Source organism: Pseudomonas sp. R1-6 (assembly GCF_051132115.1).
Taxonomy (GTDB): Bacteria; Pseudomonadota; Gammaproteobacteria; order Pseudomonadales; family Pseudomonadaceae; genus Aquipseudomonas.
The window spans coordinates 4918644-4933981 of record NZ_CP071662.1; the positions used below are offsets into that span (position 1 = coordinate 4918644).

12 protein-coding genes are annotated in these 15338 nt (G+C 61.2%); 5 read left to right on the forward strand and 7 right to left on the reverse strand.

From position 1 onward, the window contains the following. Nucleotides 1–111 precede the first annotated feature (111 nt). Complete coding sequence (gene amaB / locus J3P81_RS22150; protein ID WP_420766212.1) at nucleotides 112–1602, reverse strand: L-piperidine-6-carboxylate dehydrogenase; 1491 nt, start codon at nucleotides 1600–1602, stop codon at nucleotides 112–114. A gap of 191 nt (nucleotides 1603–1793) precedes the next feature. On the opposite strand from amaB, the gene J3P81_RS22155 reads away from it, so the two are divergent. From J3P81_RS22155 to nadE, 3 genes are all read left to right on the forward strand, one after another. Next, the gene (locus J3P81_RS22155; protein ID WP_420766211.1) at nucleotides 1794–2705 is read left to right on the forward strand and encodes a LysR family transcriptional regulator; all 912 of its coding nucleotides are present in this window, start codon (nucleotides 1794–1796) and stop codon (nucleotides 2703–2705) included. A gap of 136 nt (nucleotides 2706–2841) precedes the next feature. Next, nucleotides 2842–4068, forward strand: a complete 1227-nt coding sequence (pncB, locus tag J3P81_RS22160) for a nicotinate phosphoribosyltransferase (protein WP_420766210.1) — start codon at nucleotides 2842–2844, stop codon at nucleotides 4066–4068. A 4-nt stretch (nucleotides 4069–4072) separates the two neighbouring features. Then, nucleotides 4073–4900 carry an ammonia-dependent NAD(+) synthetase gene (nadE, locus tag J3P81_RS22165; protein ID WP_434560948.1) on the forward strand — a complete coding sequence of 276 codons (828 nt, stop codon included), beginning with the start codon at nucleotides 4073–4075 and terminating at the stop codon, nucleotides 4898–4900. A gap of 112 nt (nucleotides 4901–5012) precedes the next feature. Here the strand turns inward: nadE and azu are convergent, their stop codons facing one another. Next, nucleotides 5013–5459 carry an azurin gene (gene azu, locus J3P81_RS22170; protein WP_434560950.1) on the reverse strand — a complete coding sequence of 149 codons (447 nt, stop codon included), beginning with the start codon at nucleotides 5457–5459 and terminating at the stop codon, nucleotides 5013–5015. Between the two features lie 339 nt (nucleotides 5460–5798). On the opposite strand from azu, the gene J3P81_RS22175 reads away from it, so the two are divergent. Both J3P81_RS22175 and J3P81_RS22180 read left to right on the forward strand, forming a co-directional pair. Beyond that, nucleotides 5799–6386, forward strand: coding sequence for a TIGR00730 family Rossman fold protein (locus J3P81_RS22175; protein ID WP_434560952.1), 588 nt, complete (start codon nucleotides 5799–5801; stop codon nucleotides 6384–6386). A 68-nt stretch (nucleotides 6387–6454) separates the two neighbouring features. Continuing rightward, nucleotides 6455–6640: a hypothetical protein gene (locus J3P81_RS22180; protein ID WP_434560954.1), complete on the forward strand. Its 186-nt coding sequence runs from the start codon at nucleotides 6455–6457 to the stop codon at nucleotides 6638–6640. Between the two features lie 121 nt (nucleotides 6641–6761). On the opposite strand, the gene J3P81_RS22185 is transcribed toward J3P81_RS22180, so the two are convergent. From J3P81_RS22185 to J3P81_RS22205, 5 genes are all read right to left on the reverse strand, one after another. Next, on the reverse strand, nucleotides 6762–7655 hold the full coding sequence (locus J3P81_RS22185) for a transglutaminase family protein (protein WP_434560956.1): 894 nt from the start codon (nucleotides 7653–7655) through the stop codon (nucleotides 6762–6764). Then, the gene (locus tag J3P81_RS22190; protein ID WP_434560958.1) at nucleotides 7655–10141 is read right to left on the reverse strand and encodes a circularly permuted type 2 ATP-grasp protein; all 2487 of its coding nucleotides are present in this window, start codon (nucleotides 10139–10141) and stop codon (nucleotides 7655–7657) included. Before J3P81_RS22190 ends, J3P81_RS22185 begins: the two co-directional genes overlap by 1 nt. A 142-nt stretch (nucleotides 10142–10283) precedes the next feature. After that, entirely contained in the window at nucleotides 10284–13577 is a 3294-nt protein-coding gene (locus tag J3P81_RS22195) for a DUF2126 domain-containing protein (RefSeq protein ID WP_434560960.1), read from the reverse strand. 175 nt (nucleotides 13578–13752) lie between these two features. Next, nucleotides 13753–14214, reverse strand: coding sequence for a hypothetical protein (locus J3P81_RS22200; RefSeq protein ID WP_420766202.1), 462 nt, complete (start codon nucleotides 14212–14214; stop codon nucleotides 13753–13755). Beyond that, complete coding sequence (locus tag J3P81_RS22205) at nucleotides 14211–15137, reverse strand: NAD synthetase (RefSeq protein WP_420766201.1); 927 nt, start codon at nucleotides 15135–15137, stop codon at nucleotides 14211–14213. The genes J3P81_RS22200 and J3P81_RS22205 overlap by 4 nt, the downstream gene beginning before the upstream one ends. Nucleotides 15138–15338: the final 201 nt, after the last annotated feature.

Below are 15338 nucleotides of genomic sequence, written 5' to 3' on the forward strand. Positions count from 1 at the left end.
TCAATGTAGGAGCAAGCCTGCTCGCGATGGCGGCGAATCAGTCACATCAGAAGTGATTGGCACACCGCTATCGCGAGCAGACTCGCTCCTACAGGGACACTTGACCGGTTCTCAGTCGAACGTAATCCCCTGCGCCAACGGCAACTCCAACGAGTAATTCACGGTGTTTGTCTGACGGCGCATGTAGGCGCGCCATGCATCGGAGCCGGATTCGCGACCGCCGCCGGTTTCCTTTTCGCCACCGAAGGCGCCGCCGATTTCCGCGCCGCTCGGGCCGATGTTGACGTTGGCGATGCCGCAGTCGCTGCCCACCGCCGACATGAATTGCTCGGCTTCACGCACGTCGGTGGTGAAAATGCAGGAGGACAGGCCCTGGGGCACGGAGTTGTTCAAGTCCAGCGCTTCAGCGAAATCCTTGTAGCCGACCACATAAAGGATCGGTGCGAACGTTTCATGGCGCACCACGTCGCTTTGCTCCGGCATCTCGACGATGGCGGGCGAAACGTAATAGGCATTCGGGAACTGGTCTTCGAGCTGGCGCTTGCCGCCAAACACCCGCCCGCCTTCGCTCAGGGCCTGCTCCAGTGCGTCCTGCATGTTCTCGAAGCTTTGCTTGTCGATCAGCGGGCCCACCAGATTGCCTTCCAACGGATGACCGATGCGCACTTTCGAGTAAGCAGCCTTGAGCCGGGTGACGATTTCTTCCTTCACCGACTCATGGGCGATCAGCCGGCGCAAGGTAGTGCAGCGCTGGCCGGCGGTGCCGACGGCGCTGAACAGGATCGCGCGCACCGCCATGTCCAGGTCGGCGCTCGGGGCCAGAATCATGGCGTTGTTACCGCCCAATTCGAGAATGCTGCGGGCGAAGCGCGCCGCGACTTTCGGCGCCACTTCACGCCCCATGCGGGTGCTGCCGGTGGCGCTGATCAACGCCACGCGCGGGTCGTCCACCAAGGCTTCGCCGGCATCGCGACCGCCGATGATCACCTGGCTCAGGTACGGTGGCGCGTCGCTGAAGTTCTTCAGTACGCGCTCGAACAAGGCCTGGCACGCCAGGGCGGTCAGCGGAGTCTTTTCCGAAGGCTTCCAGATCACCGGGTTGCCGCAGACCAGGGCCAACGTGGTGTTCCAGGCCCAGACTGCAACAGGGAAGTTGAAGGCGCTGATTACGCCGACCACGCCCAGCGGGTGCCAGGTCTCACGCATGTGATGGCCGGGGCGCTCCGACGCGATGGTCAGGCCGTAAAGCTGGCGGGACAGGCCGACGGCGAAATCGCAGATGTCGATCATCTCTTGCACTTCGCCCAGGCCTTCCTGGGTGATTTTGCCGGCTTCCCAGGACACCAGTTCACCGAGGTCGGCCTTGTATTCACGCAACAGATCGCCGAACTGGCGCACCAGCTCGCCACGACGGGGGGCCGGCACCTTGCGCCACAGGTCAAAGGCATGCTCGGCCCGGCTGACCTGCTGCTCGACCTCGGCGGCGCCTTCCCAGTTCACCGCGCCGATGCGACTGCCATCGATGGGCGAATGCACTGGCTGTGTGCCGTTCTGGTACAAGGCCGGGTCGACACCCAGACGATCAAGCAATGCAGCAACCATGGGTAAATTCCTCAAGCGAAAGACAATGGGTTGGCAGCCGGACGAACACGGCTGATCAGACCTGTAGTTGTAGCTGGCCCGAGACTTGCCAACAAACGACCTTTAAGCGAGATATCATTCCGTTTATTCATGCTGCCACTGAAGCAGACTCTTCAGCACAAAAGCAGAGCGACAAAAAATAAGGCTCCATCATGCTCAATAAACGCTATTTGCCGTCGATCACCGCGCTGCAGTGCTTCGAAGCAGTGACCCGTCACCTGAGCTTCACCCGCGCCGCCGAAGAATTGAACCTGACCCAGAGCGCCGTCAGCAAACAGGTCGCGCAGTTGGAAGAGTTGCTCCAGCACTTGCTGTTCCGTCGCGTGCGTCGACGCCTGCAATTGACTCCCGCAGGGGATTTGTACCTGGGAGAAGTACGAAAAATCCTCACCCAAGTTGAGATGTCCACTCATTACCTGCGTTCCTACGGTGGTGACACCGAAGTCCTGCGCGTGTCTACGCCACCAACGTTCGGCGCGCGCTGGCTGGTCCCACGGCTCAAGGGCTGGCGCCTGCGCCATCCCAGCATTCATCTGGACCTGTGCAGCGAGCAAGAGGCCGATGACCTACAGCAAGGTCGCAGTGACCTGGCGTTCTATTTTGGCCAAGCCTCACGACCCGGAACTGAATCCTTGAAACTGTTCGGCGAAGAACTGGTGCCAGTCTGCGCGCCGGGCAGCCTGCCGGACCAGCCTTTCACCGACCCGACGCAACTGACCGATCTGGTCCTGCTGCAAAACGCCTCGCGCCCACAGGCTTGGCACGACTGGTTCGAAGACCTGGGTTATCACACCGAACACAGCTACCACGGGCCGCGCTTCGAAACCTTCTATATGTGCATCCGCGCAGCCCAGGTCGGCTGCGGCGTGGCCCTGCTGCCCAGGTTTCTGGTGGAAGAAGAACTGGCCGACGGCAAGCTGGTCATTCCCTGGCAGCATGCGATGCCCAGCACCAATGCCTATTATCTGGCTTATCCGGAACATTCGGCGGAAGTGCCCAAGGTGCGGATGTTCGTGGAGTGGATGTTGGAGCAGATCGACGGTGCTGATATTGCGCAACAATAAGAGGGCTCCTCGCCACGAAGGCGTGTGAGGCAAAAAACACTGGCAAAACCCACCACGGTTATGCGCCACTAGCCCTTTCACTACGAACTGCCGTACGCCGCTGCCCGCCGCAGCCACCTGTCTGGAGATTCACGTTATGAGCGAGAGTGTATTTGCCGATCGCATCGTGCAGAACCTGCTCGACACCGACTTCTACAAGCTGACGATGATGCAGGCGGTGCTGCATAACTACCCCAACGTCGAAGTGGAGTGGGAGTTCCGCTGCCGAAACAGCGAAGACCTGCGGCCCTACCTGGCGGAGATCCGCTTCCAGATCGAACGCTTGGCCGAGCTGAGCCTGAGCGCCGACCAGTTGGGTTTTCTCGAACGCATCTGCTTCTTGAAACCGGACTTCCTGCGCTTTCTGGGCCTGTTCCGTTTCAACCTGCGCTATGTGCACACGGGCATCGAAAACGGCGAGCTGTTTATCCGCCTGCGCGGGCCATGGCTGCACGTCATCCTGTTCGAAGTGCCTTTGCTGGCCATTGTCAGCGAAGTGCGCAACCGCTATCGCTACCGTGAAATCGTTCTGGAACAGGCGCGGGAACAGCTTTATCGCAAGTTCGACTGGCTGAACGCCAATGCCAGTGCCGAGGAATTGTCCGAACTGCAAGTGGCCGATTTCGGCACCCGCCGTCGGTTCTCCTACCGAACCCAGGAAGAAGTGGTCAACGTGCTCAAGCACGACTTCCCGGGACGCTTCGTCGGCACCAGCAACGTGCATCTGTCCCGTGAACTGGACATGAAACCCTTGGGCACCATGGCCCATGAGTGGATCATGGCTCACCAGCAACTGGGCCCAAGGCTGATCGACAGTCAGATCGCCGCGCTCGACTGCTGGGTGCGCGAATACCGAGGGCTGCTGGGCATCGCGCTGACCGACTGCATCACCATGGACGCCTTCCTCAAGGATTTCGATCTGTTCTTCGCCAAGCTGTTTGACGGCTTGCGCCATGATTCGGGTGACCCGGTCATCTGGGCCGAGAAAGCCATTGCCCACTATCACAAGCTGGGTATCGACCCGATGAGCAAGACCCTGGTGTTCTCCGACAGCCTGACATTGCCAAAATGCCTGGAGATTTTCCGCGCCTTGCGTGGTCGCATTAATGTGAGCTTTGGTATCGGGACCAACCTGACCTGTGACATTCCAGGCGTGGAGCCCATGAGCATCGTGCTTAAAATGATCAGTTGTGACGGGCAACCCGTGGCCAAGATTTCAGACGAGCCCGGTAAGACCCACTGCAAGGACCCGAATTTCGTCGCCTATATGCGACATGTTTTCCAAGTACCTGCCGCCCTTTCTGGCACATCAAGCAAGGAGTGAATTCATGCAAGCCGTACAGCGTGAGATTGCTGAACAGCTCAAGGTCCAACCGCCATTTGCCGATGACGCCGCCCTCAAGGCCGAAATCGCTCGTCGGGTGAGCTTCATCCAGGACTGCCTCGTCAACTCCGGGCTCAAGAGCCTGATACTGGGCATCAGCGGCGGGGTCGACTCGTTGACCGCCGGCCTGTTGGCCCAGCGTGCCGTGCGCGAGTTGCGGGAAAAAACCGGCAATGCGGCGTACAAGTTCGTTGCCGTGCGCTTACCGTACGAGACCCAGTTCGACGAACACGAAGCCCAGGCCTGTGTCGATTTCATCGAGCCTGACGAGCGCCATACCGTCAATATCGGCCCGGCGGTCAAGGCATTGGCCAAGGAAGTCCTCGCGTTTGAGGGCAAGGCGCCGGGCTCGCGGGATTTCGTGTTGGGCAATACCAAGGCGCGGATGCGCATGGTGGCGCAATACACCATCGCCGGCGCCGAACAGGGCATGGTGATCGGCACCGATCATGCGGCCGAAGCGGTGATGGGGTTCTTCACCAAGTTCGGTGACGGCGCCTGCGACCTGGCGCCGCTGAGCGGGCTGGTGAAAAACCAGGTCCGGGCCATCGCCCGCGACTTTGGCGCGCCGGAATCGCTGGTGGAAAAAGTCCCCACCGCCGACCTGGAAGACCTGTCGCCTGGCAAGCCGGACGAAGCGGCCCACGGCGTGACCTATGCCGAGATCGACGCGTTCCTGCATGGCCAACCGATTCGCGAAGAAGCGGCGAAGATTATCTGCGACACCTACCGCAAGACCGAGCACAAGCGAGTGATGCCGTACGCTCCTTGACCACCATTTGGTGGACAGCATCATGTAGGAGCAAGCTCGCTCCCACAAAGGTTATTTGCCTGGTATAAAAAAAGCGCCCTGCACGGGGGCGCTTTTTTCTGCCTGAAATTTGTTACTTCAGGGTAACCGTGCCTTTCATCATCGAGATGTGGCCCGGGAACGAGCAGAAGAAACCGTACTTCTCGGCAGCGTCCAGCTTAGAGACATCGAAAGTCACCGAGTCGGTTTCCTTGGCGCCGATAACCTTGGTGTGTGCGATAACGCGGGCGTCACCCTCCTTGAGATAGTTCTTGTCGATACCGGCGCCCAGGCCATCGGTGGCGATCGGCTGCATGTCGGCCTCTTTGCTCAGCACCCAGTTATGACCCATCACGTTTTTCGGCAGGTTACCCGAGTGAGTCAGCTCAACGGTGAACGTCTTGCAGCTCTTATCGATTTCGATGGCCTTGGTGCTGAAGGTCATCTGGTCGGTGGAATCGATGGTGGTCTTGCACTCCGCTGCCATCAGTTGGCTGCTGGCCAGCGTCAACAGGGATACTGCTACAAGTTTGGCGAACATCATGAATCTCCAAAGCATGGTTAACGAAATCCGTCAGAGGGGAAGACTGCCTGATTTTCTGGCAAGTTCCTATGACCTGAGTCAAAGATTGTATACAACTTAAGACTATCAGCCTGATGGACAGAATCAACCGGCCAGAAGTATGACGCACCTCTAAGATCTGTCCCATCAACCCTGGAGTGCTGGTCATGAACCTCAACAGCCTGTTATGCAGCTTGCTCGCCGCCTACGCCTGCGGTGCCAGTGGCACCTATGAAAAACCTCGCCGCGAGGTTTAATTCTTTGCGCAACAAAGGGCAGGCTTTACTCTGGTCCGGTCATCGAATCGCGGAGTGAAGCATGTCCATAGCGTCTGTTTGTGTATTTTGCGGCGCCAGCACCGGCAGCCACCCGGCCTATCTGGAAGCGGCCCGGGCCCTGGGCCGTGCTTTGGCCGAACGAAAACTCACCTTGGTCTACGGCGGTGGCGCGGTCGGTCTTATGGGTGTCGTTGCCGATGCAGCCCTCGCCGCTGGCGGCGAAGTGATTGGCATCATCCCGCAAAGTTTGAAAGACAAGGAAATCGGTCACAGCGGCCTGACGCGCCTTGAAGTGGTAGACGGCATGCATGCGCGCAAGGCCCGCATGGCTGAGCTCAGCGACGCCTTCATCGCCTTGCCCGGCGGGCTCGGCACCCTGGAGGAACTGTTCGAAGTCTGGACCTGGGGTCAGCTCGGTTATCACGGCAAGCCGCTGGGGCTGCTGGAAGTGAACGGTTTCTACAGCAAGCTCACCGGCTTCCTCGATCATATCGTCGGCGAAGGCTTCGTCCGCGCGCCGCATCGTGACATGCTGCAGGTAAGCGAATCTGCGCACACACTGCTCGATGCGCTGGACGAATGGCAACCGTCCGTGCAGCCAAAGTGGGCCGAACAAAAACCAAGCTAACGGCTCGGTCCCGATACAGGGCAGAATACGCGCCGCTCAACCTCACCTTCGACCCCAGAGGATCGCCCATGGCTAAACCCAATTATTCCTTCGCCAAACGTCAAAGAGACCTGGCCAAGGAGCAGAAGAAAGAGGAAAAGCTCCAGCGCAAGAAGGCTTCGGCTGAAGAAGCGGCCCTGAACCCGGACAGCGACGGCGACGTGGCGGCAGAACACGATGTGGACGTGCCGAAAGACCAGGCACCCAACGCCTGAATTCAGCGTTCCGCCGATGCCCTGTGGAAGCGAGCTTGCTCGCGATGACGGTTTGCCTGGCCCTTCCATGCTGGCTGAACCGCCGCTTTGGCGAGAAGGCTCGCTCCCACGATGGATCTTCTTATGACTCCAGCGGCATCACCGTCACCCGAACATCCGGATCATGGGTACCGCCCCCCAGGATCACCCCGCGCAGCGGCGACACATCGGAAAAATCCCGCCCCCAGGCCAAGGTGATGTGTTCCAGCGCCGGCTGCACGTTGTTGGTCGGGTCGAAGTCCACCCAGCCCAGCACCGGGCAGAACACCGAGACCCAGGCGTGTGACGCATCGGCCCCGATCAGCCGGGCCTGGCCGGGCGGTGGCTGGGTCAGCAGGTAGCCACTGACATACCGCGCCGCCAACCCGCGGGAACGCACGCAGGCCAACATCAGATGGGCGAAATCCTGACAGACACCCCGGCGTCGCTCCAGCACTTCTACCAGCGGTGTCGCGACCTGGGTGGCCTCGGCATCGAAGGTGAACTCCTCGAAGATTTTTTCCATCAGCGCCCGCACACCGACCATCAACGGTCGGCCGGCCGGGAAACAGCTCTCGGAAAACTCGACGAAGCTGCGCTTGAGATGCACGTAGGGTGATTCGAAACGGTAGCGGCACGCGTCCATCCATTGTGCCGTCAGGGGCCGGCCGCTGTAGGTCAAGGCGTTACCGGTCGACTCCCAGGCCGGCGACAGGTTGAAATCCAGCGCGGGCCGCGCGAGCACCTCGACGCTCAGCCGGGCGTTGACCAGCAGCTCATCGTGAGGCCGCTCGAAAGCCAGGCGGGTCAGCGGGTTGCCGAATACATCGTGTTCGTCACGGCGGGTCGTCGGCTCCGGGCTGATGGACAGCTGTTGCCCGGTACAGCGCTGCCATTCGCAGTGTCTCGGCCATAGATGAGCCAGTTGCTGCGCGAGGGACACCGGGCTGTCGTAGTGATAATGGGTGTCGTGGAGGATCTGGTAACGGGCACTCATCAGACGGATACCGTGCGTTGGCTGACATCGTCAACGTGGGCGAAGTGTCGCAAGGCCAGGCGATCGGAGACTTGGGCGCTGACGTCGGCGACTTCCTGTAACAGATCGGCCAGGCCATCGACCGCCGCGCGCAAGCTGGACTCACCGAACAGCGGATTCTCCAGGCACCGCAAGTCGAACCGCGAAAGGCGCGCCACCAACTCCGGCAGGGCGGTTTCTCTCGGCGCGGCAAAATCATCGTTCAAGCGCTTGAGGGTGCGCGCCACCAGTTTCAATTGGAAAAGCACCGCATGGGGGTTCTGTTCGTCCAGCAACAACAGGTCGAGCACCGGAATCAACTGCGCCACCGCCAGGTAGCGCGAGCGGTACGTGATACTGCTGTTGCCCAATTCCAACAACCATTCCAGCCCGGCCTGATCGAATACCGCCTCGCCCCGCAGGAACGCCGCCAGGCTGCTGCTGAGAAATTGCAAGCGCTCCAGGCGTCGGCCGATCATGAGAAAACGCCAACCCTCGTCGCGCGTCATGTCGTCCAGGGCGAACCCCGACAATGCGGCCAGGGACATCACCAGGCGGTTGAGGAAATCCAACAGCTCGCCGAAATCCGGCTCGCTGGTTTCCAGCTCCATGGCTTCCCGCTGCAACTCCACCAGTGCCTGCCAGTTCTCCCGCGACAGCTTGCCGCGCACCTGCGAGGCCGCCCACTGCAAGCGCTGCAGGTTGGAGCGCAGGCTGAACGACCAGTCATCCCCCAGGACTGCAGCCAGCAAGCGCTCGGGCAATGCCCCCTCCTCAGGCAACAACATCAGGCTTTCGCCCAGAGACACCGCCGATTGCAAGGCCTGGGGGTCATCGCCATCGACGTACCGCGCCAACATGATCCGCAAAAGACGCGCACTGTCATCGCAACGCTCGCAGTAGCGACCGAACCAGAACAGGTTTTCCACCACCCGGGAGGGCAGGTACGGATCACGCCGCACCAGGTCGTGAACACCCACGGTACGCTGGGCCTTCCATTGCTCGCCGCCGGGTGCCTGCTCTCCAAGCACCCAGGTGTCCTTGCTGGCACCGCCGCGCTGCATCGATACCACTTCGGCATCGGCCTCGGCGGCCACTCGGGCCAGGCCGCCGGACAAGACCCGATAATCGTCTTTTCCCGCTACGGCATACACGCGCATGCCGATCGCCCGGGGCTGGAGCTGACCGTGTTCGGCCTGCCACACCGGAGCCTGGGACAGTTGCGCCAACTCTTGGGCGACATACGCATAGGGCCGCGCCTGCATGCGCGCCGCCAGCTGGCCGCGCTGCTCCTCGTTCAGATCGCGGCCGAACACCGGTGCGAAACTCTGGGAAGGAAACGCCGGCTTGATCAACAACTGGGGCAATTTCTCCAGCGCCTGGGCCAGCACCGGCGGCTCGCCGCACCACCAGGTGGCGATGGAGGGCAGCAGCAGTTCTTCGCCGAACAGATACTGGTTGATCCGCGGCAGGAAGCCCAGCAGACCTGGCGACTCCAGCACGCCACTGCCCAGGGCATTGGCCACCAATACCCGGCCCTGGCGCACCGCGTCCAACAATCCGGGTACGCCAAGGGCCGAATCGGTGCGTAACTCCAGGGGGTCGCAGAAATCGTCGTCGAGCCGACGCATGATCGCGTGAACCCGGCGCAGGCCGCTGAGGGTCTTGAGGTACACCGTGGCGTCCCGAACGGTCAGGTCACCCCCCTCCACAAGGGGATAGCCGAGTTGGCGCGCCAGGTAGAGATGTTCGAAATAGCTTTCGTTGAATCGTCCCGGCGTGAGCAATACCACCAGCGGCGGCTCGCCATCGCTGGGGGCCTGTCGCGCCAGGGTTTCCTGCAAGGTGCGGAAGAAACCGGACAGATGCCGCACCTTCAGGTCGCGATAGAGATCGGGAAAGGCACGAGAGACGATCATGCGGTTTTCCAGCGCATAACCCGCCCCTGAGGGCGCCTGGGTCCGATCGGCGGTGACCCACCAGCGGCCGTCGGGCGCACGCGCCAGATCCACGGCATACAAGTGCAGGAAATCACCGTCCGGCGGAGCGATGCCCTGGCAAGGCCAGAGGAAATTGTTGTGTCCGAAGACCAGCTCCGCTGGCAGCAGCCCTTCACTGATCAGCCGCTGCGGTCCGTACAGGTCGGCCAGTACCGCATTGAGCAAACGCGCGCGCTGGGCAATGCCGGCCGACAACAGCTTCCATTCCTGGGCGTCGATGACGTGGGGCAGAAGGTCCAGCTCCCACGGCCGGTCGGCGCCCTTAGGGTCGGCATAGACGTTATAGGTGACACCGTTTTCCTGGATCTGCCTTGCCAGCAGTGCCTGGCGCTGGACCAATTGGCCCGGCGTGCTGCGCTGCAACTGGTCGAACAGCCGTTGCCAGTGCGCACGCACCGCGCCGCTGCCGTCCAGCAGTTCGTGATAGGTCCCCGTCGTCAGCGGGTAACGGTCAAGCAGGTCAGGCATGGAAAGCTCGGCAGGACAGCGATGATAGGTGAGACTAGCGCAAGCGCATGACGCCCGGATAGGTGTGTTTGTGTTGGATCCGACCTGGGTTTTCAGAGTGCAATCGTGGCGAGGGGATTTATCCCCCCGCCAGAAGGTCCAGCTAGCTTTTTGAGGTCCGGTGAAAGCGTCGCAGATCGAGCGTGAAGGGAAACTCGTCATCCACCGCCAGGCTGGGTATCGGCAATTTTCCGGGCGTATGTCCGATACGGAAGAATCGCGCCATCCGCCGGCTCTCCGCTTCGTTGGCGTTGACAGGCAGGCTGTCATAGTTGCGCCCGCCCGGATGCGCCACGTGGTATTGGCAGCCGCCCAGGGAGCGCTGCATCCAGGTGTCGAGCACATCGAAGACCAACGGCGCATGGACCGGGATGGTCGGCTGCAAGCAGTTGAACGGTTGCCACGCACGGAAACGTACCCCGGCGACAAACTCCCCCACCCGGCCGGTGGGCTGCAACGGCACCGGCACGCCATTGCAGGTCAGCAGGTAACGTTGTGGCGCCAGCCCCGTAAGCTTGATCTGCAACCGCTCCAGGGACGAGTCCACATAACGCACCGTGCCGCCCGCCGAGCCCTCTTCCCCCAGCACATGCCAAGGCTCCAGCGCCTGGCGCAACTGCAGCTCGACACCGTTGACTGCGTAGTCGCCCACTTTGGGAAAGCGAAACTCCAGGTGCGCGGCGAACCACTCGGCACGCAGCGGGTAGCCGGCGCCATTCAACTCTTCGATGACCTCGGCAAAATCCTGCTCGATGAAGTGCGGCAGCAGGAAACGATCATGCAGCTCGGTGCCCCAGCGCGCCAGTTTGGCCGGTGCATAGGGCTCGCGCCAGAACCGCGCCACCAACGCCCGCAACAGCAATTGCTGAGTCAGGCTCATGCGCGCGTGGGGCGGCATTTCGAAAGCGCGCAGCTCCAGCAAGCCGAGCCGTCCGGTGGCGCCGTCCGGCGAATAGAGCTTGTCGATGCAAAACTCGGCGCGATGGGTGTTGCCGGTGACGTCGATCAGCAGGTTGCGCAGCAGCCGATCCACCAACCACGGCGGGCATTCGTCGCCGGGCTGTGGCATTTGCGCGAAGGCTATTTCCAGCTCATACAACGCATCGTTGCGCGCCTCGTCCACGCGCGGTGCCTGGGATGTCGGGCCGATGAACAATCCGGAAAACAGGTAGGACAATGACGGGTGGTTGTGCCAGTAGCTGATCAGGCTGCGCAGCAAGTCCGGGCGCCGCAGGAACGGTGAATCTGCCGGTGTCGCGCCGCCCAGTACGAAATGGTTACCGCCACCGGTGCCGGTGTGCCGGCCATCGATCAGGAATTTCTCGGTGGTCAGCCGGTTCAGTCGCGCTTGCTCGTAAAGAAACTCGGTGCGCTCGACCAATTCTTCCCAAGTTGCCGAAGGCTGCACGTTGACCTCGATGACACCTGGGTCTGGCGTGATACGAAAATTGCTCAGGCGCGGATCGCTCGGTGGCTCGTAGCCCTCCAACAAAACAGGGCAACCCAGTTCCTGCGCCGTCGCTTCGATGGCGCTGACCAGTTCCAGGTAATCCTCGACCCGCTCCAGCGGTGGCATGAACAGGTACAGCCGCCCTTCCCTGGCCTCGGCACAGAAGGCGGTGCGGGTCAGCCAATCGGCCGAGTCGTCGACCTTTGGCACGCGCTCCTGTTCCAGCGCCGGCTCGCCGTGATGCTTCAACTGCTCGGTGTCGGGTAGCTCGGGCAAATCCTGGTTCGGGTCGGTGGGGTGGATGAACGGATATTCGGCCGCCGTCACCCACGGCTGAGACGCCAGCGGCAGGCGGTAGCCCAGTGGCGAATCCCCCGGCACCAGCCGGCATTGATCGTCGCGCAGGTACCAGCGCCCGCTTTGCCATTGGTCGCCCTTGGCGGTGCGTGCCAGCGGCAGGACCTGACCGATCACCTTGCCCAGCCCCTGGCTGAAGACCTTGCGCAATCGCGCCCGCTCCAACGGGTCTTCCAGACGGGAATCCTCAGCCGTCACGTTCGAAGGCAACGAGCCTTCGCGCCAGAGATAATGGAAATTATCCTCGTAGGCGGGAAATACGAATTGCGTGGGAATTTTCAAGCGTTCAGCGACACTCGCCAGAAAACGCCCAGCCAATTCGCCATCGGCGCCGTAGTCTTTTTTCTCGTCGGCAATCAACGCGCTGTCGTGCCAGATCGGCACCCCGTCACGCCGCCAATAGCAGTTGAGCGACCAACGCGGCAATTGCTCGCCGGGGTACCACTTTCCCTGGCCGAAATGCACCAGCCCCTGCGGCGCGTAATGTTCGCGCATGCGCTGGAACAATTCGGCGCTGAGGCGGCGCTTGTCCGGTCCAAGCGCCGCGGTGTTCCACTCGGCGCCGTCCGGGTCATCGATGGAAACGAAGGTCGGCTCACCGCCCATGGTCAGGCGCACGTCACCTTCCTGCAGGTCCGCATCGATCTGTCGACCCAACGCCTGGATCGCCAGCCATTGTTCTTCGGTGTAGGGTTTGGTGACCCGTGGCGCTTCCCAGATTCGCTCGACGGACATCTCGTGGCTGAACTCACACTCGCACGGTTCCACCAGGCCACTGATGGGCGCCGCCGAGGACGGATCAGGACTACACGCCAACGGGATATGCCCTTCGCCGGCGAACAACCCGGACGTGGCATCGAGGCCGATCCATCCGGCGCCGGGCAGGTACACTTCGCACCAGGCATGCAGGTCGGTGAAATCCACTTCCGTACCGGACGGGCCGTCGAGGCTTTTCACATCGGCGGTCAGCTGGATCAGGTAACCGGAGACAAAACGCGCCGCCAGGCCCAAGTGACGCAACAGCTGCACCAGCAGCCAGGCCGAGTCGCGACAGGAGCCGGACGCGTGCTCCAACGTATGCTCCGGCGTCTGCACGCCCGGCTCCATGCGGATCAGGTAGTTGATGTCTTCGCTCAGGCGCTGGTTGAGCGCCACCAGAAAGTCCACCGCTGGCAACGGCGTGCGGTCGACGCTGTCCAGATACGCCTTGAATTTCGGCGTCAGCGGAAGCTTTTCCAGGTAGGGCATCAGCTCGTGTTTTTCGTCAGCCGCATAGGTGAACGGGATTTTCTCGGCGTAAGGCTCGAGGAAAAAATCGAACGGATTGAACACCGCCATCTCGGCGACCAGATCGACCTCCACCCGCAGCTCATCTGTCTTTTCCGGGAACACCAGCCGCGCGAGGTAATTGCCCTGGGGATCCTGCTGCCAATTGATGAAATGCTGATCGGGGGAAACCTTCAGCGCGTACGAAAGAATGCGCGTGCGGCTATGGGCCGCCGGACGCAGGCGAACGATCTGTGGACCGAGTTCGACAGCGCGCTCGTAGCGATAGTGTGTGACATGGTGCAAAGCGACATGGATCGACACGGCGTGCCTCCTGCGGAGCCTGGGCGTTATCGAAAGCGGCGCAAGACTTATGCCATGCAGGCAGGCCGGACACTTTCAACCTCTACTCAGGGCAGTAGAGCACTAAAACCGCGCGATGCCTGTATTGATCTGCGAAGGCCGCACATAAATGCGGCGCAGAGGGTAGCGAATCGACTCAGCGGCGCGGGCGCGAGGCCTTGGCGGACTGGATGATGCGTTCGCGTTGGTGACGGATTTCGATGAGTTCGCTGCGCATTTCCCGGTGGCGTTTGCTATTGAGCAGCAATAGTCCCAGTAGCGGCAACAGCACCGCAAACACGTAAACACCTTGGTGCGGTCCATAAGCGAACGTCGGCAGCACCGCCGCCAGGCAAGCGAGGAAATAACCCGCCACGCACCAGATCGCCCAGGCGCGCCCGCGTGCGATCATGAGATTGCCCAAGACCAGGACACTCACTAGAGCCAAAGTGCCGAGACCAACGTAGTTGCTCCTGACGGAAGGCTCCAAGGCACGCCAATAAGTACCTGCGCACAAAACGAGCAGCGTAGACCCGGAAAAGCAGCCCAGAAAGATCGCCCCCATGAACACCGGAAAATAACGGGCGAGGAACTGCCTCAGTGATCCGCCGCCGATCATTCCGTGAACTCCTCATACAGCCCGACGGCAACAGTCTTCACGGCGCCATCACCGGTATAACTGCCGATGATCCCCAAAGCGCCGCCGAGAGAATCCTTTATCTGAGTCAGCGTGGCATGCCTGATTTCAGCGGAGGAATAACGCTTGGGCAAGGCGCCCGCTCGTTGCTGCAGCTTAAGCAGCTTGGCGGTAAGACTCGGATCTTTCAGGGTCAACAACTCCTTTGTCAGTTTGCTGCGCTCCTGACGACTCAGGCCTTTGAGCAACTGATACCAGCTCTTCCCGGTACCCGCTGCTTTGCTGGCCTTTAGCAGCCGAACAGTCGTGAGAGCCGAGCCACCGACGCCGACAAGGGAAACACCGTCAAGAATGGGGCTTACGATGTTGTACCAATCGGCGTCGTTCATCTCATCGTTGCCAGTAGGATTGGTCAACTCATTCGCCACCCGCATCCCGCCTATGACGCATTGCGCGGTACTGGCCGTCGCGGCAGCGGCGCCCAGCGCAACGACAAAGGCACTGGCCCCCGCCGTAAACGGCACAGCGACGCTCCCACTGAATACCACCACCCAACCGATGACAGCGGCGACACAGGAAAAACCGGCATTCATCGACTCAGTCCCGAGCTTTGACTCACGCGGGCTGCTTTTTACCTGATCGATGAATTGCTGCGGGGCGATGTACTTCTTGGCCTCGCGCAAGATGATTCGCTTGGGCGCGATGCTGCAAATCGGCTTGAATTCGCGCAGCGTCACTACGTTGTACTCGGAATCGATGTACACCACGCCCGCCCCGGCAATGTTGGGGTCGGCATCGATGGCGGCGAACAGACGTGGCAGGTTGACTTGGCTTTCAATGCGTTTGCGGGCCATGAACTGGGAGAAGTTCAGGTCCATGCCGATGCCCGTTGTAGCGCTGCTCATATGAATCGTCCTTGAAAATCGATGGATTTAATTCTTTCCACACAGAACCCCTGTGGCGAGGGAGCTTGCTCCCGCTCGGCGGCGAAGCCGTCGTAAACCGGCCGGCACGGTCTGCCTGGGAACATTGCATGGGATTGGGCCGCTTCGCAGCCCAGCGGGAGCAAGCTCCTTCGCCACAAAAAGCTATGCATCCGCCGTCAC